The organism is Larkinella soli, from assembly GCF_003703975.1.
GTDB classification, from domain to species: Bacteria; Bacteroidota; Bacteroidia; order Cytophagales; family Spirosomataceae; genus Larkinella; species Larkinella soli.
Genome location: NZ_QTJY01000004.1, coordinates 131467 through 150812, shown reverse-complemented (window position 1 = coordinate 150812; position 19346 = coordinate 131467). Strand labels below are relative to the sequence as shown.

Annotated in this window: 20 protein-coding genes; 17 read left to right on the top strand and 3 right to left on the bottom strand. The window is 57.1% G+C overall.

Going from position 1 to position 19346, the window contains the following annotated elements:
• Positions 1-32 precede the first annotated feature (32 nt).
• The 4 genes from DX909_RS12330 to DX909_RS12315 are packed head-to-tail and all read left to right on the top strand — an operon-like array spanning position 33 to position 1459.
• On the top strand, positions 33-263 hold the full coding sequence (locus DX909_RS12330; protein ID WP_128545485.1) for a DUF8507 family protein: 231 nt from the start codon (positions 33-35) through the stop codon (positions 261-263).
• A complete protein-coding gene (locus DX909_RS12325) occupies positions 260-676 on the top strand; it encodes a putative toxin-antitoxin system toxin component, PIN family (protein ID WP_128545484.1) in 417 nt (138 codons plus the stop codon). Before DX909_RS12330 ends, DX909_RS12325 begins: the two co-directional genes overlap by 4 nt.
• Before the next feature lie 45 nt (positions 677-721).
• On the top strand, positions 722-1054 hold the full coding sequence (locus tag DX909_RS12320) for a hypothetical protein (RefSeq protein ID WP_128545483.1): 333 nt from the start codon (positions 722-724) through the stop codon (positions 1052-1054).
• A complete protein-coding gene (locus DX909_RS12315; RefSeq protein WP_128545482.1) occupies positions 1055-1459 on the top strand; it encodes a type II toxin-antitoxin system VapC family toxin in 405 nt (134 codons plus the stop codon). It begins immediately after the preceding gene.
• Positions 1460-1517: 58 nt separating this feature from the next.
• Here DX909_RS12315 and DX909_RS12310 read toward each other — a convergent pair whose 3' ends face one another.
• On the bottom strand, positions 1518-2240 hold the full coding sequence (locus DX909_RS12310) for a universal stress protein (RefSeq protein WP_128545481.1): 723 nt from the start codon (positions 2238-2240) through the stop codon (positions 1518-1520).
• 220 nt (positions 2241-2460) lie between these two features.
• The gene (locus tag DX909_RS12305) at positions 2461-2664 is read right to left on the bottom strand and encodes a hypothetical protein (RefSeq protein WP_128545480.1); all 204 of its coding nucleotides are present in this window, start codon (positions 2662-2664) and stop codon (positions 2461-2463) included.
• On the opposite strand from DX909_RS12305, the gene DX909_RS12300 reads away from it, so the two are divergent.
• The 9 genes from DX909_RS12300 to DX909_RS12260 all read left to right on the top strand — a co-directional run bounded on the left by DX909_RS12300 (position 2663) and on the right by DX909_RS12260 (position 14033).
• The gene (locus DX909_RS12300) at positions 2663-3469 is read left to right on the top strand and encodes an HpcH/HpaI aldolase family protein (protein WP_128545479.1); all 807 of its coding nucleotides are present in this window, start codon (positions 2663-2665) and stop codon (positions 3467-3469) included. The genes DX909_RS12305 and DX909_RS12300 overlap by 2 nt on opposite strands.
• A 266-nt stretch (positions 3470-3735) precedes the next feature.
• Positions 3736-5181, top strand: a complete 1446-nt coding sequence (locus tag DX909_RS12295) for a GntP family permease (RefSeq protein ID WP_128545478.1) — start codon at positions 3736-3738, stop codon at positions 5179-5181.
• 32 nt (positions 5182-5213) lie between these two features.
• Entirely contained in the window at positions 5214-6320 is a 1107-nt protein-coding gene (locus tag DX909_RS12290) for a mannonate dehydratase (RefSeq protein WP_128545477.1), read from the top strand.
• Complete coding sequence (locus DX909_RS12285; protein ID WP_128545476.1) at positions 6310-7638, top strand: glucarate dehydratase family protein; 1329 nt, start codon at positions 6310-6312, stop codon at positions 7636-7638. Before DX909_RS12290 ends, DX909_RS12285 begins: the two co-directional genes overlap by 11 nt.
• A 65-nt stretch (positions 7639-7703) precedes the next feature.
• On the top strand, positions 7704-7937 hold the full coding sequence (locus tag DX909_RS12280) for a hypothetical protein (RefSeq protein ID WP_128545475.1): 234 nt from the start codon (positions 7704-7706) through the stop codon (positions 7935-7937).
• Entirely contained in the window at positions 7934-8260 is a 327-nt protein-coding gene (locus tag DX909_RS12275; RefSeq protein WP_128545474.1) for a hypothetical protein, read from the top strand. Before DX909_RS12280 ends, DX909_RS12275 begins: the two co-directional genes overlap by 4 nt.
• Positions 8261-8447: 187 nt before the next feature.
• The gene (locus DX909_RS12270; RefSeq protein ID WP_229311027.1) at positions 8448-10592 is read left to right on the top strand and encodes an alpha-amylase family protein; all 2145 of its coding nucleotides are present in this window, start codon (positions 8448-8450) and stop codon (positions 10590-10592) included.
• Between the two features lie 75 nt (positions 10593-10667).
• The gene (locus DX909_RS12265; protein WP_128545473.1) at positions 10668-13139 is read left to right on the top strand and encodes a TonB-dependent receptor domain-containing protein; all 2472 of its coding nucleotides are present in this window, start codon (positions 10668-10670) and stop codon (positions 13137-13139) included.
• A gap of 15 nt (positions 13140-13154) precedes the next feature.
• Entirely contained in the window at positions 13155-14033 is an 879-nt protein-coding gene (locus tag DX909_RS12260) for an alpha/beta hydrolase (protein WP_128545472.1), read from the top strand.
• A gap of 37 nt (positions 14034-14070) precedes the next feature.
• Here DX909_RS12260 and DX909_RS12255 read toward each other — a convergent pair whose 3' ends face one another.
• Positions 14071-14868, bottom strand: a complete 798-nt coding sequence (locus DX909_RS12255) for a 3-keto-disaccharide hydrolase (RefSeq protein WP_128545471.1) — start codon at positions 14866-14868, stop codon at positions 14071-14073.
• Between the two features lie 157 nt (positions 14869-15025).
• Between DX909_RS12255 and DX909_RS12250 the strand changes: the two genes are divergently transcribed.
• The 4 genes from DX909_RS12250 (at position 15026) to DX909_RS12235 (ending at position 19343) form a co-directional block, all read left to right on the top strand.
• The gene (locus tag DX909_RS12250) at positions 15026-15880 is read left to right on the top strand and encodes a leucine-rich repeat domain-containing protein (protein ID WP_128545470.1); all 855 of its coding nucleotides are present in this window, start codon (positions 15026-15028) and stop codon (positions 15878-15880) included.
• A gap of 87 nt (positions 15881-15967) precedes the next feature.
• Positions 15968-17605, top strand: coding sequence for a sodium/sugar symporter (locus tag DX909_RS12245; protein WP_128545469.1), 1638 nt, complete (start codon positions 15968-15970; stop codon positions 17603-17605).
• Positions 17606-17654: 49 nt separating this feature from the next.
• A complete protein-coding gene (locus DX909_RS12240; protein ID WP_128545468.1) occupies positions 17655-18716 on the top strand; it encodes a serine hydrolase domain-containing protein in 1062 nt (353 codons plus the stop codon).
• A 222-nt stretch (positions 18717-18938) separates the two neighbouring features.
• On the top strand, positions 18939-19343 hold the full coding sequence (locus DX909_RS12235; RefSeq protein WP_128545467.1) for a type II toxin-antitoxin system VapC family toxin: 405 nt from the start codon (positions 18939-18941) through the stop codon (positions 19341-19343).
• The last annotated feature ends 3 nt before the right edge of the window (positions 19344-19346 follow it).

The following is a 19346-nucleotide window of genomic DNA, read 5'->3' as shown; positions in this document are numbered from 1 at the left end:
GCCGGAATGGCAACTTTTTAAATGGCTTTGTTATGGCTACCGAAAATAAGCTGACCAACCTCCAGCTCGAATTACTGGAAACCTTTTCCTACCAGCTTCCTGAAGAGCAGATTCGGGAGATCCGGCAATTGCTGACTCAATATTTCCTCGACAAGGCGGATCAGGAGATGGACCGGCTCAGGCAGGAAAACGGCTGGAATGAAAAAACGGTCGAACAGTGGGCGCAGGCCCATGAGCGCACGCCCTACCGGCCGCAGCCATGAGGATTGTTCTGGACACCAACGTTCTGCTGGCGTCCCTCCCGAAATTTTCGCGCTACCGCCCAATCATCGACGCACTCGCAACCGGCAGAGCAGAATGGGTCGTAAGCACGGCCATCCTGCTCGAATATCAGGAGGTACTTACTAATAAAACAAACATACTGGTTGCCACAAACTTTCTGGAGTTTCTGACCAAACTGCCGGGTTTGGTTCGAGTGGGAACTCCTTATTCCTGGCAGATCATTACGAAAGACTGGGACGATAATAAATTTGTGGACGCCGGCCTGATTGCCGGAGCCGATTTCATCGTAACCAACGATGCGCACTTCAACGAAGTGAAAAACAGCCCTTTTCCTTCTATCAGAATAATCAGCGCCGAGGAGTTTCTGGATGTATTGAAACGGGAAGAGCCCTAAGACCGCCATTGTAACTTTCCACTTTGAAAAGAAATCAGCAATCGGTTGCTCGATAACAACAAAAAACGTCCGGCGACAAAAGCCGTTTCATTTTTGTTATCTTGCCGGATGCTAACTGAATTAGTGATGGAAGCGACGTTTGTAGGAGACCCACAGGATGGGCAAAATCCGATTTTCAGGCAGATGCTCCGCCAATTTGCCGGCCGGAAAGTGAAGGTCACCGTTGAAGAAGTGCCGGACGGAGAACGTGTTTCCCTGCAAAGGGAAATGTTTCTAAAATCAGAGAAGACTAATAAAAAATATCCACCGCAGAAGATTTCACCCGACATCGATATCAATGCCCTGATCGATCAGATGTACGGAGAAAATAATCATTGAATGATCTACTTCGATACCGATGTCCTGGTCCATTACCGCATCAATCAGGACGATACCAAACACCAACAGGCAATCGAATTATACCGGCAGGCCACTCACAATGGCCTGTTTCTTATTTCCGTACACTCTCTCAACGAGCTGGCTTTTGTATTTGCCAAGATGCGTTTTTCGCACCGGGAGATCGTTCAAAAAGTAAGTGATCTGTATCCCGCTCAACCGGTTTCACTCACGTTCCAGCATACCCAACGGGCGATCAAACTTGCCGATAAAGTGGGTTTTCATCACATCGGGGATTGTCTTCATACGGCTGTTGCCGAGGCCTATTGTGATGAGCTTTATACCTATAACCGGTCGGACTTTAGCCGAATACAAAAATTTACCTCTCTGAAAATTACCATCCTGTAACCGCAGGCGCGAGACTCCGTCCAGCCAAAAGCCGGATATTACCCGCCCGCCGGCCCCGTCAGCTTTCTTTTACCGGATGAAACACCAGCACGGGCCCCTCCGCCTTCCGCAGGACGGTATCGGCGGGGTTGGTGGTAAAAAGACCGGTCGGGCGATAGTCGGTAACGATGACCAGGTCGGCCGCCTTCGGCTCGAACTGCTCCACGGTGACGAAATGGATGGCCAGCCCAAAGGCGTCGGCCAGATCGCTCGTCTGCCGGGAAGCCTCCGCCTGGGTCGTCGCCTGCTGCATCACATAGTTGATGGACCGGATCTGTTGGGGGGCCGTGCGGACCGCGTCCTCATCGCCGGGAATCAGCAGCACCGGGCAGGGCGCATCGTGGGCCACGGCGGTGGCCTTATCGCCGGCCAGCCGGTCGAAGAACGTATCGGCCTGGTGGCGGCTGATGATCAGCAGATGGGCCGTATGGTCGGCGATGGCCTTCATAATTTCATCTTTCACCTCGCCCGCCCGCCAATCGGTCTGAACGACAAGCCCTTCCGCCGTCAGCTGAGCGGCCAGCTGCTCCAGACGCTGCTGCGAAAGCCGCTCGATGTCCTGGGAGGCCGTTAGGCCTTCGCCGGGGTCGTTCAGAACGGGCAGCGTCGTGTCGGGTACCATGGGTTGGTACACGTGAAGGAGGGTAAGGGTGGCACCAAACTGTCGGGCGAAAAGCCGGGCCCAGTCGAGGGCATAGGGGCTGGTTTCCGTAAAATCGGTGGCGAATACGATGTTTCTCATAACGGCTGAAGGGGTTGTTAGTAGCCAAACCGTCGAATGAACGGAATGTTTAGCCCGGGCCGCCCCGGCGCTTCCGGCAATCCGGCTGCCTGGCGGGTTATTTTCCTGTTTATGAATCCCGTAGCTTTACGGGCTAATCCTATCGATAACTCCCGGACACCCTGACCGACAAACTTCTGAATTCCCTCCATACCGGGGCATTGTCTTTACCGAGTGGATTTTACGCTTCACCGGTCAGGAAGGAATTCCCTACAAACTCAAAGAAGTTTCCGTGCAGCACTGGCAGGGCGGCAAAATCGTCCGTGAGCGGTTTTATTACAAAAGCATTGAAAAACTTTCCTGAAAAGCGGTAGGGCCACCCCGCTTTGCCGGCTTCTGACCGGATAAGAAGTAAAGCCGCCGGGATTCCGTCTTTACGGGACATGAAGAATCTGAAACAGAGACTACAACGGGGCGAAGCGGTCAACGGCTGCTGGCTGAATCTGGGCAGTTCGCTCACGGCCGAGATCGTCGGGCTGGCGGGCTTCGACTGGGTGCTGATCGACCTTGAACACGGTGCCGGGGGCGAGCGCGACGTCCTGGCCCAGCTCCAGGCCCTCGAACACACCCCGACGGCCGCCATCGTCCGGGTCGAAAGTTCGGAGAGCCAGCGTATCCACCGGGTGCTGGACCTGGGTGCCGAAGGCATCATGTGCCCGAAGATTACCCGGCCGGAAGACGCCCGGAAGGTGGTGAACGGTCTGCATTACCCGCCCCACGGTAATCGGGGTGTGGCCAAGATGGTGCGGGCGACGGGCTTCGGGCAGCATTTCAATACGTATTACGAGCAGTCGCGGGATACGATTCTGGGCGTGGTGCAGATCGAAACCGTCGAGGTGCTGAACCATCTGGATGAGGTCGCGGCCATCGACGGCGTCGACGTGCTGTTCATCGGCCCCGCCGATCTGTCGATGGAACTGGGCATTTTCGGGCAGTTCGACCATCCGCAATTCCGGGAAGCCCTCCGGGAAACGGTCAATGCCGCTCAGAAAGCCGGAAAAGCCACCGGCATCCTGTTTTTCAACCCGGATGATTATCAGTTGTACCACGACCTGGGCATCCGAATGCTGGCCTGCGGCTCCGATGCGACCTTCGTGGCCGACGGCGCCCGGCAGCTGGCAAAACGGCTGACCGGTCTGCGCGAAAGCCGGGCGGTTTCCGACTTTTCATCTCAACCGCCCGCGTCCTGAGAGGTTGTCTGGGGAAGCGGTTTGTCATCCCGACGCAGGAAGGATCTTGGGGCTCGACGCTCCAGAGGGCGGGTCATTCAGCCACCAGATCCCTCGTTCCTCGGGATGACAAACCGCCCGGAAGGGCAAAAATCCTTCCCCAAACAACCTCTGAAGGGGCTTTTGCGCTGCTAACCAGGCTTTGCGAATCTAAACCCCCTTTCAGGGGCCGGGCCGCCGATGCGGTTAGGGGTAAAGTCCGAAACCAATTCCTAAACCTTTCTTTCATGAATGACCCTCTCGTAATTCTGGCTGTCGGCATATTGATTGTGGTCGGCGGTATCATCGGGTTGAAGCTGCATCCGTTTCTGGCGCTGTTGGTGGGTGCGTTCGTCGTGGCCCTGATGACGCCGGCTTCGGCCGTCGAGCAGTATGCGCTGGCGAAAGGCACCGCCCCGGCCGCAGCGGCCGCCCTGGCGAAAAAAAGCATCGGCGAGCGCATCGCCACCGAATTCGGCAATACCGCCGGCAAGATCGGCATCCTGATCGCCATGGCCGCCATTATCGGCAAGTGTATGCTCGAAAGCGGGGCCGCCGAGCGGATTGTGCGGTCGATGCTCCGGCTGACCGGCACCGACAAGGCCCCCATCGCGTTTCTGATCAGCAGCTTCTTCATCGGTATCCCGGTCTTTTTCGATACGGTGATCTTCCTGATGATGCCGCTGGCGAAAGTGATGACGATGCGGCTCGGCCGGAATTATCTTCTGCTGGTGCTGTGCATCATGGCCGGAGCCGCCATGGCGAATTCGCTGGTGCCGCCGGCACCCGGGCCGCTGTTTCTGGTTGGAGAAATGCACATTCCCATCGGTCTGATGATGGTGGCCGGCACGATCGTCGGGCTGATCACTATCTCGGCCGGCTATCTGTTTGCGCTCTGGGCCAACCGACGCTGGCCGATTCCGCTCCGGGATTCGGTGGATGCCAAACTGGAAGACATCAAAGCCATTGCCGACCGCGACGACCGGAATCTGCCGTCCCTGGGCGTCTCTCTGCTGCCGATTCTGTTTCCGTTGGTAGTCATCTGCATCGACACCTATCTGGACACCCTGGCGGTGCCGGAGGCTCCGATCACCCGATCGACGTTCGGCAGCGTGGTGGTGGAAGGGGTGCAGTTTTTCGGGGATAAGAACATCGCCGTGCTGACCGGGGGCATCATTGCCCTGCTGCTGGTCGTATCGCAGAAAAAGACTACGAAAGAAGGGCTGACGGCCTTTGTCCAGACGGCCCTGCTGAGCGGAGGAGGCATTATCCTGATCACCTCGGCCGGGGGCGCTTTCGGCGGAATGCTTCAGCAGACGGGCATCAGCGCCCGCATTGCCGCCATGACGCAGGACTACCAGCTGGCTCTCATCCCGATGGCGTTTCTGATCGCGGCCGTGGTCCGGACGGCCCAGGGTTCGGCCACGGTGGCCCTGATTACGGCTTCCGGTATTCTTTCGGGCATGGCTTCCAGCACCAGTCTGGCTTTCAATCCGGTCTATCTGGGCCTGGCGATCGGCTGCGGCTCGAAGCTGGTGCCCTGGATGAACGACGCCGGTTTCTGGATTCTCTGCAAGCTGAGCAACCTGACCGAGCAGGAGGCCCTGAAAACCATCTCCCCCCTGCTCGTGGTCATGGGCCTCACGGGTCTGGTGGTGATCCTGATAGCTGCCCGGCTTTTTCCGCTGGTTTGAACGATCCTGAACAGAATGAAACCCGTATTCCCATGAAACGCCAAACCTTTATCAAAGTCCTGACGACCGGTTCGGTAGGCACGGCCGCCTTCGGTTCCGGTGAAGCCGCCCCGGCGGCCAAACCCAGGAAGGTACTCATGAAAGTCGGCTGCCAGTCGGGCGGCACCAGCAAGGAAAATCTCGAATTCAAGGCCCGGCATGGCGTCTACAACCTCGACGGGGGTGCGCCCAAAACCATCGCGGGCGTCGGCTGGGACCTTCAGGATTCGCTGGCAAAAAAGGAAGCCTGCGAGAAATACGGCATCGCTCTGGACGCCTACCACTTCCCGCTGGCGTCTTCCGGCATTGACCGGGCCGAATACCCGAATATCATGCTCGGCAAAAGCCCCGAGCGCGACCGCGAGATCGAGATTCTTCAGCAGATGATTCAGGTGGCCGGAAAAACCGGGATCAAGGTGCTGAACTACAACACGACCATCCTGCCGGTGTTACGAACGGGCAAAACCGTCGACCCCAAACGCGGCAATGCGTCCTACAGCACCTGGAACTACGAGGAAGCCCTGAAGCGCAATGACCCGAAAACCGTCGCCGGCGACGTGTCCATCGACCAGATGTTCGAGCGGATCACTTACCTGCTGGACCGGCTGCTGCCCGTGGCGAAGGAGTATAAGGTGAAACTCGCCAACCACATCGCCGACCCCCCGACGCCCGTCGGCTACCGCGGCATCACCCGCTGGAACAGCCCGAACGTTTTCGAAGGCATCAAGCGGTTTGCCAAGCTGTACGACAGCGAATATCACGGCTTCAACTTCTGCATCGGCTCCATCGCCGAGGGTCTAAAAGACCCGAAAACCGAGATTTTTCCGATCATCAAGTGGGTGGGCGAGCGCAAACAGATTTTCAATGTTCACCTGCGCAACATCAAAGGCGGCTGGAACAACTTCCAGGAGGTTTATCCCGATAACGGCGATATGAACTTTCTCCATGTCGTCCGGGCGCTTCGCGACGTAGGCTACGACGGCATGGTCATGCCCGACCACGTTCCCTCCCACGCCGACAGCAGTAGCCAGCTTCAGGCTTTTGCTTTCTGTTACGGTTATATCAAGGGCCTCCTGCAAACCGTATCCGATGACGTCTAACCCCACTCCTGCCCATTTCGCCAAAGCCGGTCCCCGCATCCGTGAATTCATCGTCACCCCCATTGCGGTCGTCGACCCGCCCCTGCTCAATGCGGCCGGGCTGCACGCGCCGTACGCCCTCCGCACCATCCTGGAGCTGATCACGGACGACGGTATTTCGGGCATCAGCGAGATTCCGGGCAACCGCAGCACCGATGAGGCTCTGGAAGCCGCCGGGAAGCTGCTGGTCGGGCGGGACGTGTTTCAATTGAGCGAAATCCGGCAGGTGCTGACGCAGAATTTCGGGAAGGAAACGGCCGCCGAACGCGGACTGACGCCCTGGGACCAGCGCAAACTGGTCCACATTTTCAGCGCCGTCGAGGTGGCCTGCCTGGATATTATCGGGAAGGTCGTCGGGCGGCCGGTCGTCGATCTGCTGGGCGGCCGAATGCGCGACCGGGTGCCGTTTGCGGCCTATCTGTTTTACAAATACAAGGGTGCGGGCGGGCCGCTGGCCTTCGGAACCGACCCGGCCGCCACGGGCTGGGCGGCCGCCCGGCAGGCCGAGGCCCTGACTCCGGCCGGCATCGTGGCTCAGGCCGAAGCCATGTGCCGGGAGTTCGGCTTCCAGTCGATCAAGCTGAAGGGGGGCGTTTTCGAACCGCAGCAGGAAGTGGACGCCATGTTTGCCCTGCGCGAAGCCTTCGGCCCCGACGTGCCGCTGCGCATCGACCCCAACGCGATCTGGACGCTGGAAACCGCCCTGAACTACGGAAAACAGCTGGAGCCGATTCTGGAATATCTCGAAGACCCCGTCCGCGGTCAGGAGAACATGGCGACCGTCCGGAAGGCGCTGAAAACCCCGCTGGCAACCAACATGTGTACCACTTCGTTCGAGGACATTCCGAACAGCATTGCGCTCGGGTCGGAAGACATCATCCTGAGCGACCATCACTTCTGGGGCGGTCTGCGGTCGTCGATGACGCTGGCAGGCATCTGCGAGACGTTCGGGCGGGGCCTTTCCATGCATTCCAACAGCCACCTCGGCATCTCGCTGGCGGCCATGGTCCACCTTGGCGCTGCCCTCCCGCAGCTCACTTACGCGCTGGACACGCACTATCCCTGGCAGTCGGACGAGGTGATTACGGCCGGGCGGTTCCGGTTTGAGGAGGGGTCGGTGGCCGTGCCGGAAGGGCCGGGTCTGGGCGTCGAGCTGGACCGCGAGGCCCTGGCCGCCCTGCACCGCAACTACCTCGCCTGCGGGCTGACGAAGCGCGACGACGAGATCGAAATGCAGAAAGTCCAGCCCGGCTGGCGGTTCCAGGCGGTGCGGTGGTAATGGTCTGGCAGGGACGAACGTCGCCGGAATTTTGTTATCTTGCCGATGCCTAAGCGACTGATGCGATGAACACGGGTGTTAATTGGGAAGAGCTTATCAAAGAGGGGATAAAAGGCCTTCCGGAAAGATATTTAAGTGAAGTGGCTGATTTTGTGGTCTTCATTCGCAGGAAAGCTCTAAGCAGAGAGGATTACAATCTGGATGAAATTCGGAAAGAATTAAGCCAGTTGGACACCCGCGAACGGCAGCATCTTGAAGATGAATTTGAAAATTTCGATCAGCAGTTTCCTAAAGAATGAATCAATATGTTGCGGATACAATGGCGGTAGTGTCGTATGTAGGAAAACGTCGTCTGCCGCCTTCCGTCAAGCAAATTTTTCAGATGGCCGACGTGGGACTTTGCAAAATTCTTATCCCAGCCATTGTTATTGTTGAAGTAAGTTACCTCTCCGAAAGAAATCGAATTGACCTTTTACCGACCGAACTGAAGCTGTATATCGACCAGTTCCCTTCCTACACTGTTCAGGACCTGACTGTTGCTATCATTGAAACCGCTTTCCAAATCACCGATATCCCTGAACTTCACGACCGGCTCATTGCCGGCACCTCCTGTTTTCTTTAAGCAAAGTTGATAACCAATGACCCCATTATTCAGGCGTCTTCCTTTGTAGAAACGATCTGGTAGTCCTATTCAGCTTGTTTTCCTCTAAACTCTATTTTCCTAAATCTTTGCCCTTTACCTTTGTAATGAGGCCGAATTGGTCTGTACAGCCGTATTCATGTTCTTCCGCCCTGAGTCCTGACCCACGATGAAAAGAACCTTCCCCCTGCTGCTGGCAGCACTCGCCGTATGGGTCCAAACCGCCGTTGCCCAGAAAACCGGCGAATCGGCAAAATGGCCGGAAACCATGCCCTGGTGGAAGGCCAATAATCTGCGCGTCATTCAGACGAACCTGCCCGCCTACGAAGCGGCTTCCCTCCACCCGGATTCCCTGCTCAAAGACCTTCAGGACTTTTCCGCCAACACGCTGCTGATCAACGCGGGCGGCATCATGGCCTTTTACCCGACCAAACTGGATTTTCAGTATACGAACCCCTACATGAAGCCCGGAATGCTGGGCGACGTGATCCGGAAGTGCCACGAACGCGGCATCCGGGTCATGGTGCGGTTCGACTTCAGCCGGGTGCATGAAAGCATCTTCAAAGCCCATCCCGACTGGTGCTACATCTCCCCGAAGGGCGAGCGGATCATCAATACCGACATGTACGTGGTGTCGATCAACGCGCCCTACGTTCAGGACCGGGCCTTTCAGATCATCGGGGAAGTGATCGACAACTATCCCATCGACGGCATCTTTCTGAATATGCCCGGCTATCAGGTCAACAATCCCTACGAGGGCAAATACCACGGCATCGATCAGAACGAGTACGATAAAAAACGCTTCGCCGAATACAGCGACGGCCTGACCCTGCCGACCGTCGAAAACAAGGCCGACCCGGTTTTTCAGAAATACCTTGCTTTCAAAAAAGCTACCGTCGAAGACTGGTCCAAACGGCTGCACACGCTGGTGAAGTCGAAAAACCCGCAGATCGCCATCTGCACCTACATGGACAAATACGTGGACATCATCCGGCACGAGTCGCAGACCAACAGCCTGCCTTACTGGCCATATGTGTCGTCGGACAACGTCGGCAGCGCCGTGAACTCCTTCCCGGACCACATCATCAGCAACAGCAGCATCCAGCAGATTTCGTTTCAGTCGCGCTATAACGCCGTCGAGCCGGAGGAGGTCGGCATCCGGCTGTACGAAAATATCGCCAACGGGTCGGGGCTGGACATCAGCCTGATGGGCGACCTGCGGGGCTATGAGGACGAACGTAACTTCGACGTGGTCCGGAAAATCTATGCCCTCCATAAGAAGAACGAACCCTATTTCGGGAAATACCGCTCCGTAGCCGACATCGCCGTGATTGCGCCCGGCTCCTGGCCGAGCGGAGAGCCGATGCAGGAATACCGCGGCATTCAGCTGATGCTGAAGGAGGCTCACATTCCGTTCGACCTGATTGAAGACGCCCAGATCGGGGCGCTGGCCGACAAGATTAAAAAATACCGGGTGCTGATTCTGCCCGAGATTACCTACCTCAGCCCGGAAGCCCTGCAGGCGCTGAAGGAAGCGAACCGGCAGGGCACGAACCTGATCGCCACCAACCGGACGATGTTCGACAGCCCGGAAAACCTCCTTGAACTGTTCGGCGCCCGGATCGTGAACAAGGATCACGACGGCGCCGGATTCTACCTCAGCCCCGAAAACAGAGACGTTTTCAAACGCTTCACGAAGCAGAAAATGCTCTTCTGGAAGTTCAACCTTGGCCTCTACGACCTGAAAGCGGCCGATGACGTGTTCCTGCCCATTCTGACCAAAGGCCGCCCCGGCCCACCCGAGATCATCGGCGGCCATGAGCCGTCGGGGTATCAGGCCATGGGCGTCAAACGGCTGGGGAAGAGCGTCAACGTGATTCTGCCGATGAACCTCGGCCGACTCTACTACCTGCATGGCTACGAGCAGCATAAAAACCTGCTGCTGGACGTACTCGACTACGTCTATCCGGAAACCGGCCGGCTGTTAAGCACCAACGCCCCCGAACGGGTAGAGGTCATTCTGCAGGACTATACCCGGAACACCCCCGCCAACGTCGGGCGCACGGCCGGCGACGGCACCATCCTGCACCTCGTCAACCTGACCGGTTTCAGCGGCAACACCTACTTCCCCCCCCCTTCCGGTGGCCGACCTGACGTTCCGGGTCAAATCCGACTTCCGGCCGTCGCGACTCTTTGCCCTGACTTCGGAGAAGCGGATTCCGTTTCGCTGGAAAGACGGTTATGTGGAGTTCGAACTGCCGCGGCTGGAAGCCTACGAAGCCGTGGTGATGGACCGCTGAAATCTTTCATTTAACTTCGGATGAAAAGAGTATAACAACCCAATTTTCACGTTTTTATCCATATTGCTCCTAAGCCCTTTTGACTGTAGATGAAAATACGTTTTACCTGCTCAACGCTTATTACAGGCTTTCCTCCGTGCGGGCGTTCCCGACCACTGCCGGCCTTATTTGTCCTGCTGCTCGCGGCCGCGTCAGCCCTTGCCCAAACCGGGGGTAAATTTAAAGTAACCGGAAAGCTGCTCGACGCTCAGAACGACTCGCCGGTGGTCTACGCCGGCGTCCGGCTGTTCAAACAGACCGACAGCTCTTTCGTGGCCGGCGGTATTACGACCGAAACCGGGGAGTTCACCGTCGAGGCTCCGGGCGGCACCTACTACGCCCTGCTCGAATCCATCGGCTATAAATCCGTCAAAAAATCGAACATCCGGCTGGCGGCCGAAACCGCCCCGCTGAATCTGGGGACCATCAAGCTCTCGGCCTCCAGCAAAACCCTCGACGAGGTGGTGGTGCAGGGCGAAAAAAGCTCGGTGGAGTTTACGCTGGACAAGAAAATATTCAACGTCGGGAAAGACCTCGCCAACGCGGGCGGGACAGCCGCCGACATCCTGAGCAACGTGCCGTCGGTGGCCGTCGACGTGGAGGGCAACGTGAGCCTGCGGGGCAGCAACAGCGTCCGCATCCTGATCGACGGAAAGCCGTCGGGGCTGGTCAGCCTCAAGGGCGGCAGCGGTTTGCAGCAGTTGCAGGCCAGCATGATCGAAAGCGTCGAGGTCATCACCAACCCCTCCGCCCGCTATGAGGCCGAAGGCATGGGCGGGGTCATCAACATCATCCTCAAGAAAGAACGGAAGGAAGGCTTCAACGGCTCCTTCGACATCATCACCGGTAACCCGGCCAACTTCGGGGCGGCCGCCAACGTCAACTACCGCCGGAAGAACCTGAACTTTTTCGTCAACTACACGGCTTCGTACCGCAATACGCCCGGCCGCAGTTCGCTGTACCAGGAGGTATACCGCAACGACTCGACCTTCCTGACCGAACAGACTTTCAACAACAAACTCAAAGGACAAAACAACAACGCCCGGGCCGGGATCGACTATTATTTCAACGATAACAACATCCTGACCGGCTCCTACACCTGGCGCATCAGCAAGGGCAAACGGTTTTCCGACATCCGCTACCGGGATTACCTGAATTCGCTGGACAACTTAAAGACCATCACCTACCGGACGCAGGACGAAACCGAAACCGAGCCGAACTCCGAATACGCCATCAGTTACCGGCGTACTTTTGCCCGCAAAGGCCATGAACTGAACGCCGACGTCCGGTATCTCGACAACTGGGAAAGCTCCGATCAGTATTTCAATCAGAAAACCCTGCTGCCCGACGGGGGCGTGTCGGGCATCCCGCCGGTATTGCAGCGCTCGGTCAACGACGAAACAGAGAAGCAGTTTCTGGTACAGATCGATTACGTGCAGCCCTTTGCGAAAGAAGGGAAGTTCGAAGCCGGTGTCCGCAGCAGCAGCCGCGACATGACCAACGACTACTGGGTGCGGGAGCAAATCGCCGGGGGCGGATGGACGCCGATTCCCGGCCTGACGAACAACTTCGTTTACGAGGAAAACATCAATGCCGCCTACGGGATTATCGGAAACAAATCGCGCCGGTTTTCGTACCAGGCCGGCCTCCGGGCCGAATGGACGGGCGTTACGACGACGCTCAAACAGACCAATCAGGTTAACCCGCGCAAGTACGCCAATCTGTTCCCAAGCGTCCATGCCACCTACGACCTGCCCAACAAACACGCCCTGCAGGTGAGTTACAGCCGGCGGGTACGGCGGCCGCAGTACAACGACCTCAGTCCGTTCATGACGTTCAGCGATAACCGCAACTTCTTCAGCGGCAACCCGGACCTGAACCCGGAATTTACGGACGCCTTCGAGCTGGGGCATATCAAATACCTCGAAAAAGGCTCCATCAGTTCGTCGCTGTATTACCGCTATACGACGGGCAAGATCATCCGCATCCGGCGCGTCGACGAAAACGGTTTCTCCAATACCCGCCCGGAGAACCTGGCGACCGAGAACTCCTACGGCGCTGAATTCACGAGTTCATATTCCCTCTACCGCTGGTGGAAAATGGACGGCAGTTTCAACTTCTTCCGGGCCATCACCAACGGCGACAACCTGGACGACAGCTTCAAGGCCGACACCTATAGCTGGTTTGTCCGGGCCACGAACCGGTTTACGTTCTGGAAAAATACCGACGGACAGCTCCGCGCCAACTACGAAGCGCCCCAGCAAACGCCCCAGGGCCGTCGTAAAGCCCTGGCCACGCTCGACCTGTCGGTCAGCAAGGATATCCTGAAGAACAATGCCACGCTGACGCTCAACGTCCTGGACGTATTCAACTCCCGGCGGTTCCGGACCATCACGGAAGGGCCGAATTTTTATACTTACAGCAACTCCCAGGGCCGGCTCCGCCAGGTGAACCTGACGTTCAATTACCGCCTGCGGCAAGCCAAGAAAAAGACGAAGGACGTCGGCGAAAGTGATTATTGACCCTTGAGAGTAACTATGCTGCCTGCCGTATTCCGTGTTTTCGTTTTTCTGTTACTCGCCCTCCCTGCCCTTGCGCAGGAAAGCCGGGTATTCGACGATCTGAGCCTTCCGAGCACGATTCTGAAGAAGGAGAAGAAGTTTGCCCTGTATCTGCCGGCCGGCTACGAAACCTCCCGGCGAAGCTATCCTGTCCTGTACCTGCTGCACGGGGGTGGCGACACGCAGATCGCCTGGCTTCAGTCGGGTAACCTGCAACAGATTCTCGATAAGGCCATTGCGGAAGGGAAAGCCGCCCCGATGATCGTGGTAATGCCGGATGCGGAGATGACCTTTTACATGAACAACGCAGCCGGAAAGTATCAGTACGAAGACTTTTTCATCAAAGAACTCATCCCGTTCATTGAAAAGAACTACCGCTGCCGGACCGAGAAGAACTACCGGGCGGTGGCCGGCCTGTCGATGGGCGGGTTTGGGTCGCTGCTGTATTCACTGCATCACCCGGACCTGTTCGGGTCCTGCGCGGCCCTGAGCGCGGCCGTCCGAACGGATGACCAGATCCGGGAGATGCCGCTTGCCGACTACCTCCGACGCTATCGCTCGGCCATGGGCGACCTGAAGGAGGGCGACAACCGGATCACGGATTTCTGGAACCAGAACAGCATCCTGAATCTGGTGCAGAAACTCCCCGAAAACCGGAAGAAAGCCGTCCGTTTCTACCTCGACTGCGGGGACGACGACCAACTGCTCTACAAGGGTAACTCGCTGCTTCACAACCTCATGCGCGACCTGAACATCCCGCATGAATACCGCGTCCGCGACGGCGGCCACACCTGGGAGTACTGGCGGACGGGCCTGCCGGCCGCGCTGGAGTTCATCACCCAAAGCTTCCGGTAAGCCGCCCGGTCCTGCCCAGCGTTTCGGATAGGCACCGTTAGAAATCCGTTTTGTTTTCTTTCAGGTCCAACTCTTTGATCCAGAGGTTGCGGTAAAGCACGTCGTGACCTTCGGCCTGGAGTTTGAGGCCGCCGGGGGTATCGGTAATGCCTTTGCCGCCGTTGTTCCCGCCGTCGATGCCCGAGTTAGGGCCACCCCAGACCTGGCTGATCGGCTGGTTCGTATGAACCTTTTTCCCGTTGAAATACATCGTCACCTGGGCCGGTTCGACGCGTTTGCCGTCTTTGAAGCGGGCCGCCCGGAACACGATGTCGTAGGCGTTCCACTTTCCGACGCCGTTATAGGCATAGTAGGGCGAAGGCGTTTCGTTGATGACTGCCCCGAGGCCGTGCGAGGTGGTATCGCCGTCCAGCACCTGAATTTCGTAGCGGTTTTGCAGATACACCCCGCTATTGCCCCCCGGCTTGCTGATCAGAAACTCCACGTGGAGCCGGAAATCACGAAAGGCCTGTTTGGTCACGATGTCGGCGGAACCGTACTTGCCGCCGGCCGCCGTGGGGTCGTTGCTGTTCAGGACAGTGCCTTTGTCGACCGGGTCCGGCACGATGGTCCATTTGATAGGCGGGGTGGCGGCAAAGCGCGGGCCTTCCCAGTAGGTCCATTTTTCGTCCAGCATCTTTCGCGAGCCGTCGAACAGCACCTGGGCATCTTTTGGCGGTTTGGTGCCGACGCCCACCTGGGCCTGCGCCCGAACGCTGGTGTAAATACTCAATAATAAGGCAATCAGGGTAAGAACGGGAAGTCCTTCGAGAGGCTTGCGGGCGGATAAATTCATGAGAAAGCGGTTTAGAAATCGGTTCGTTTCAACGCATTAAAGATACGGGCTGGACTGGTTTATCCTACTATCCGATCGCCGGATCGCCGGACCATAGTTGAACAGGAAGGGAAAGGCGTCTATCTTTGAATCTGCCCCTGATTGGACCGACCGCCCGATGAAAACCGCCGATCTCGACCACCAGCAACTTACTGAATTACCCGAATGGGTTACCCAAACAAACGATTTGACGGTCCTGAGCGCCTTCCGGAACCGGCTGACCAGCCTGCCTGATTCGCTGTGGCAGCTGACGGCCCTTGAATTTCTTAATCTGGGCGATAACCGATTGACCGGCATTCCGGAAGCCATCGGGCAACTGGTTCATCTTCATACGCTGGATCTGGGACATAATGCCCTGACGGCGCTTCCCGAAGCCCTCGGCCAACTGCCTGCTTTGCGGTATTTCCTGTATCTGAGCCATAACCGGCTGACGGCCGTTCCGGATTCACTGGGCTATCTGACCCGGCTGGCCTACCTGAACCTGAGCGACAATCAACTGACCACCTTACCGGAGACGCTGGGCAATCTGGCCGGTCTGCGGGAACTGCGGCTTTATAACAACACCCTGAGCCGTATGCCGGAATCCGTCGGCGATCTGGGCAACCTGCGGGAACTGCATGTTCAGAGCAACCGGTTAACCGCGTTGCCGGAAACCATCGGCCGACTCATCGGCCTGCGAAAGGCCGACTTCTCCAACAACCGGCTGGCCGAACTGCCTGCGTCCCTCGGCAGTTGCAGTCAACTTCGTGAACTCAACCTGCGAAACAACCGGCTGACGACGCTGCCCGAAACCCTGGACCGGCTAACGGCCCTGACTCACCTCGATCTGCGGGGAAACGACCTTAAGGTGTTGCCCGACGGCGTTTTTCACCTTCCCTTTCTGGAAAAGCTCGATCTTCGCTGGAATAAAAATCTAAACCACCCCCACTGGCTTTTGCCTCTGGAGCAACGGGGTTGCCTCGTATACAGGTAGCGAAAATCGGAGAAGGAACGGAAGGCCTGTTGAAACCAAGTGGAAATAGTTCTATTTTGGCAGCTTTAAGTCTAAACCTATACCTGAATGAACCACCTTCAGCCCGCCGATTACGCGGTGTTTCTGCTTTATTTTATCATCGTTTCCGGCTATGGCTACTGGATTTATCGCCGTCGGCGACGGGCGGAAACGAGTACCAAAGATTTCTTCCTGGCGGAAGGGTCGCTGACGTGGTGGGCCATCGGAGCCTCCCTGATTGCCTCCAACATTTCCGCCGAGCATTTTATCGGCATGGCCGGTTCCGGTTTTGCGATGGGGCTGGCCATTTCGTCCTACGAATGGATTGCCGCAGCCACGCTGATCATCGTGGCGGTCTACTTCATCCCGATCTACCTGAAAAACCAAATCTATACCATGCCCCAGTTTCTGGCGCAGCGGTATAACGACACCGTCAGCACGATTCTGGCCATTTTCTGGCTGGTCGTCTACGTGCTCGTCAACCTGACCTCCATTCTCTACCTGGGAGCCATCGCCATTGAGTCGCTGGCCGGTATTTCGTTCACGGCCTGCACCATCGGGCTGGCGGTGTTTGCCATTTTCATTACCCTGGGCGGTATGAAGGTAATCGGCTATACCGATGTGATTCAGGTGGTCGTGCTGATCTGTGGCGGCCTGGTGGTCACCTATCTCGCGCTCGATCTGGTGGCGACCAAGGTGGGCGTCAGCGGGGTCTGGAACGGGCTGCTGTCACTGCGGAAAGAAGCCGACACGCATTTTCACATGTATTTCGAGAAAGGGCACCCGCAGTATAACGTCCTGCCGGGCCTGTCGCTGCTGCTGGGCGGGATGTGGATCAACAACCTCTACTACTGGGGCTGTAACCAGTATATCGTGCAGCGGGCGCTGGGAGCCGACCTGAAAACCGCCCGCAGTGGGATTCTCTTCGCGGCTTTCCTGAAACTGTTCATTCCGCTGATCGTCGTGATTCCGGGCATTTCGGCCTACGTCTTGTACCAGAACGGCACCTTTCAGGACGCCATGACCGGCGCTAACGGCGTCGTCCGGCCCGACAACGCCTACCCGGTGCTGATGAACCTGCTGCCGAGCGGCATGAAGGGGCTGGCGTTCGCGGCCCTGACGGCGGCCGTGGTGGCTTCGCTGGCCGGGAAGTGCAACAGCATCTCCACTATCTTCACCCTCGACATTTATAAGAAGTTCTTCGACAAGGATGCCTCGGAGCGGAAGCTGGTGCGGGTGGGGCGGTATGCGGTCATCGTGTCGTTCATCATCGCCATCCTCATCGCCCCCATGCTGCGGTCGTTCGATCAGGTGTATCAATACATTCAGGAATACACCAACTTCATCACGCCGGGCGTGTTCGCCATCTTCCTGCTGGGCTTTTTCTGGAAACGGACCACTACCCGGGCGGCCCTGACCGTTGCGATCATCAGCATTCCCCTCTCGACGCTGCTGAAATTCTGGCCCGAGGTGCTGGGCGGTTTTGGCATTCAGGCCGCAGAGATTCCCTTCCTGCACCGCACGATGTGGGTGTTCTGCCTCGACGTGGCCCTCATGGTGATCGTCACGCTGACCGACCCGGCCAGCCACCGGAATGAAAAAGGCCTCGACGTCGACCAGCGGATGTTTAGGGTGACGCCCTCCTTCGTGGCCGGTTCCGCCGTCATCGTCGGCATCCTGACGGTTCTATATTTGGTGTTCTGGTGACTTGCGAGTATTATGAAAACGCCCTGAACGGTTTTTTCTGCTGATTACCATGCCGACGGCCTCCGCACAGCCCCTCGAAACCGCTCTGGATGCCGTCATGCGTCGGGCCTTCCCGGCCGACCGGCCCGGCGGGGCGCTGCTGGTCATGATCGGCGGAAAGGAAGTGTTCCGGCGGGGCTATGGGCTGGCGAATCCGGAGACGAAAACGCCGGTGACGCCGGAAACCAACTTCCGCATGGCCTCCGTGTCGAAGCAGTTTACGGCGATGGCTATTCTGCTGCTCGAAAAGCAGGGCAAACTGTCGGTGGAGGACAACCTGCTGCGGTTTTTTCCGGATTTCAATCCCGCCGTGGGCCGCAAAGTAAAACTCCGGCATCTGCTCACGCACAGTTCCGGTATTCGGGACTACGAAACGCTGCAGGCGCCGGAGCGGAAAGACCAGATTTTCGACCGGGAGGTCGTCGAGCTGCTGAAACCGCAGGACGCCACCTATTTCGAGCCTGGAAGCCGGTTTCAGTACAGCAACTCGGGCTTCTGCCTGCTCGAACAGATCGTTGAAAAAGTCTCCGGCCGGCCTTATGCCGAATGGATGGAAGAAGCGGTTTTCACCCCGCTGGGTATGACCGGGACCACCTTCTATGAACCGGGAAAACCGATCCTGAACCGGAGCATAGGCTACGCCCTGGATGAAAAAGGCGGCATTCGGCTTTCCGACCAGAGCATAACGAGCGGCACCAAAGGCGACGGCTGCCTCTATACCTCCCTGACGGATTACCGGAAATGGGCCGACGCGCTGACTACCAACCGGCTGATCGATCGGCAGGAACCGTTTCGCCGGATTCAGCGCCCCATCGAAGGACTAACCGGCAGCGCTTACGGCCTGGGCTGGTTCGTCACCGAAACAAAGGACGGACCGCCGACGTTTTTTCATTCCGGCAGCACCTGCGGCTTCAGCAACTGCGTGGTTCGGATTTCGGAGACGCAGACCCTGATCGTGCTGTTCTCGAATCTGGCCGACTACCACCGGCCGTTCGAAGACATTCTTCAGGGCGTGCGCTCACAAACCCGCGTCCCCGCCGACGTCTGGCCCCTTCACCGCCTGACCCGCTGAGCCGTTTAGATTGCGTTTAATCGAATACGCTGACGATACGAATACTTTTTTCGTTAGCTTTGTTACAGAAAAGGATATGAAAACCAGGACAATAAAACCATATACTAAAAAACCACCAATCGTTGGCAAATCCGGTCTTCTCTCGATACTGGGTAGTATGAAGGGTAAGATCACCGAAAGCCCCGACTGCTGGAACGACGATCTAAAAAAGACCATTGAAGAATGAGGTATTTGCTCGATACCCACATCTTCATCTGGACTTTGACAAATGATTTACGGCTAACCGCCAGTACGCTACAGGTGTTTTCCGATCCGGGCAACGAATTTTATCTGAGCACGGAGAGCATTCGGGAAATAGCCATAAAAAGCCGGAGCGGCAAATTGCAGATACCGGATGACTTTGAAGAAGTAGTAACAAAAATACGATTGAAAGGCGGTATTAAACTGCTGCCAATCCGAGTTAGTCATTTATTAAAATTACATCAGCTGGATTTTCCGGCTCACCACCGCGACCCATTCGACCACATGATTATCTGTCAGGCAATCGTGGAAAAAATGACGGTGATTAGTTCGGACCAGAATTTTCCTTTTTATGTTCAGTGTGGTTTGAAATTATTTCAAAACTGATTC

Excerpts from the sequence above, each read along its gene's own strand:
- DX909_RS12315 (WP_128545482.1), top strand. The coding sequence starts at position 1,055 with ATGATCTACTTCGATACCGATGTCCTGGTCCATTACCGCATCAATCAG.
- DX909_RS12330 (WP_128545485.1), top strand. The coding sequence starts at position 33 with ATGGCTACCGAAAATAAGCTGACCAACCTCCAGCTCGAATTACTGGAA.
- DX909_RS12260 (WP_128545472.1), top strand. The coding sequence starts at position 13,155 with ATGCTGCCTGCCGTATTCCGTGTTTTCGTTTTTCTGTTACTCGCCCTC.
- DX909_RS12270 (WP_229311027.1), top strand. The coding sequence starts at position 8,448 with ATGAAAAGAACCTTCCCCCTGCTGCTGGCAGCACTCGCCGTATGGGTC.
- DX909_RS12255 (WP_128545471.1), bottom strand. The coding sequence starts at position 14,868 with ATGAATTTATCCGCCCGCAAGCCTCTCGAAGGACTTCCCGTTCTTACC.
- DX909_RS12310 (WP_128545481.1), bottom strand. The coding sequence starts at position 2,240 with ATGAGAAACATCGTATTCGCCACCGATTTTACGGAAACCAGCCCCTAT.
- DX909_RS12325 (WP_128545484.1), top strand. The coding sequence starts at position 260 with ATGAGGATTGTTCTGGACACCAACGTTCTGCTGGCGTCCCTCCCGAAA.
- DX909_RS12280 (WP_128545475.1), top strand. The coding sequence starts at position 7,704 with ATGAACACGGGTGTTAATTGGGAAGAGCTTATCAAAGAGGGGATAAAA.
- DX909_RS12290 (WP_128545477.1), top strand. The coding sequence starts at position 5,214 with ATGAAACGCCAAACCTTTATCAAAGTCCTGACGACCGGTTCGGTAGGC.
- DX909_RS12285 (WP_128545476.1), top strand. The coding sequence starts at position 6,310 with ATGACGTCTAACCCCACTCCTGCCCATTTCGCCAAAGCCGGTCCCCGC.
- DX909_RS12245 (WP_128545469.1), top strand. The coding sequence starts at position 15,968 with ATGAACCACCTTCAGCCCGCCGATTACGCGGTGTTTCTGCTTTATTTT.
- DX909_RS12295 (WP_128545478.1), top strand. The coding sequence starts at position 3,736 with ATGAATGACCCTCTCGTAATTCTGGCTGTCGGCATATTGATTGTGGTC.
- DX909_RS12275 (WP_128545474.1), top strand. The coding sequence starts at position 7,934 with ATGAATCAATATGTTGCGGATACAATGGCGGTAGTGTCGTATGTAGGA.
- DX909_RS12240 (WP_128545468.1), top strand. The coding sequence starts at position 17,655 with ATGCCGACGGCCTCCGCACAGCCCCTCGAAACCGCTCTGGATGCCGTC.
- DX909_RS12300 (WP_128545479.1), top strand. The coding sequence starts at position 2,663 with ATGAAGAATCTGAAACAGAGACTACAACGGGGCGAAGCGGTCAACGGC.
- DX909_RS12250 (WP_128545470.1), top strand. The coding sequence starts at position 15,026 with ATGAAAACCGCCGATCTCGACCACCAGCAACTTACTGAATTACCCGAA.
- DX909_RS12235 (WP_128545467.1), top strand. The coding sequence starts at position 18,939 with ATGAGGTATTTGCTCGATACCCACATCTTCATCTGGACTTTGACAAAT.
- DX909_RS12305 (WP_128545480.1), bottom strand. The coding sequence starts at position 2,664 with ATGTCCCGTAAAGACGGAATCCCGGCGGCTTTACTTCTTATCCGGTCA.
- DX909_RS12265 (WP_128545473.1), top strand. The coding sequence starts at position 10,668 with ATGAAAATACGTTTTACCTGCTCAACGCTTATTACAGGCTTTCCTCCG.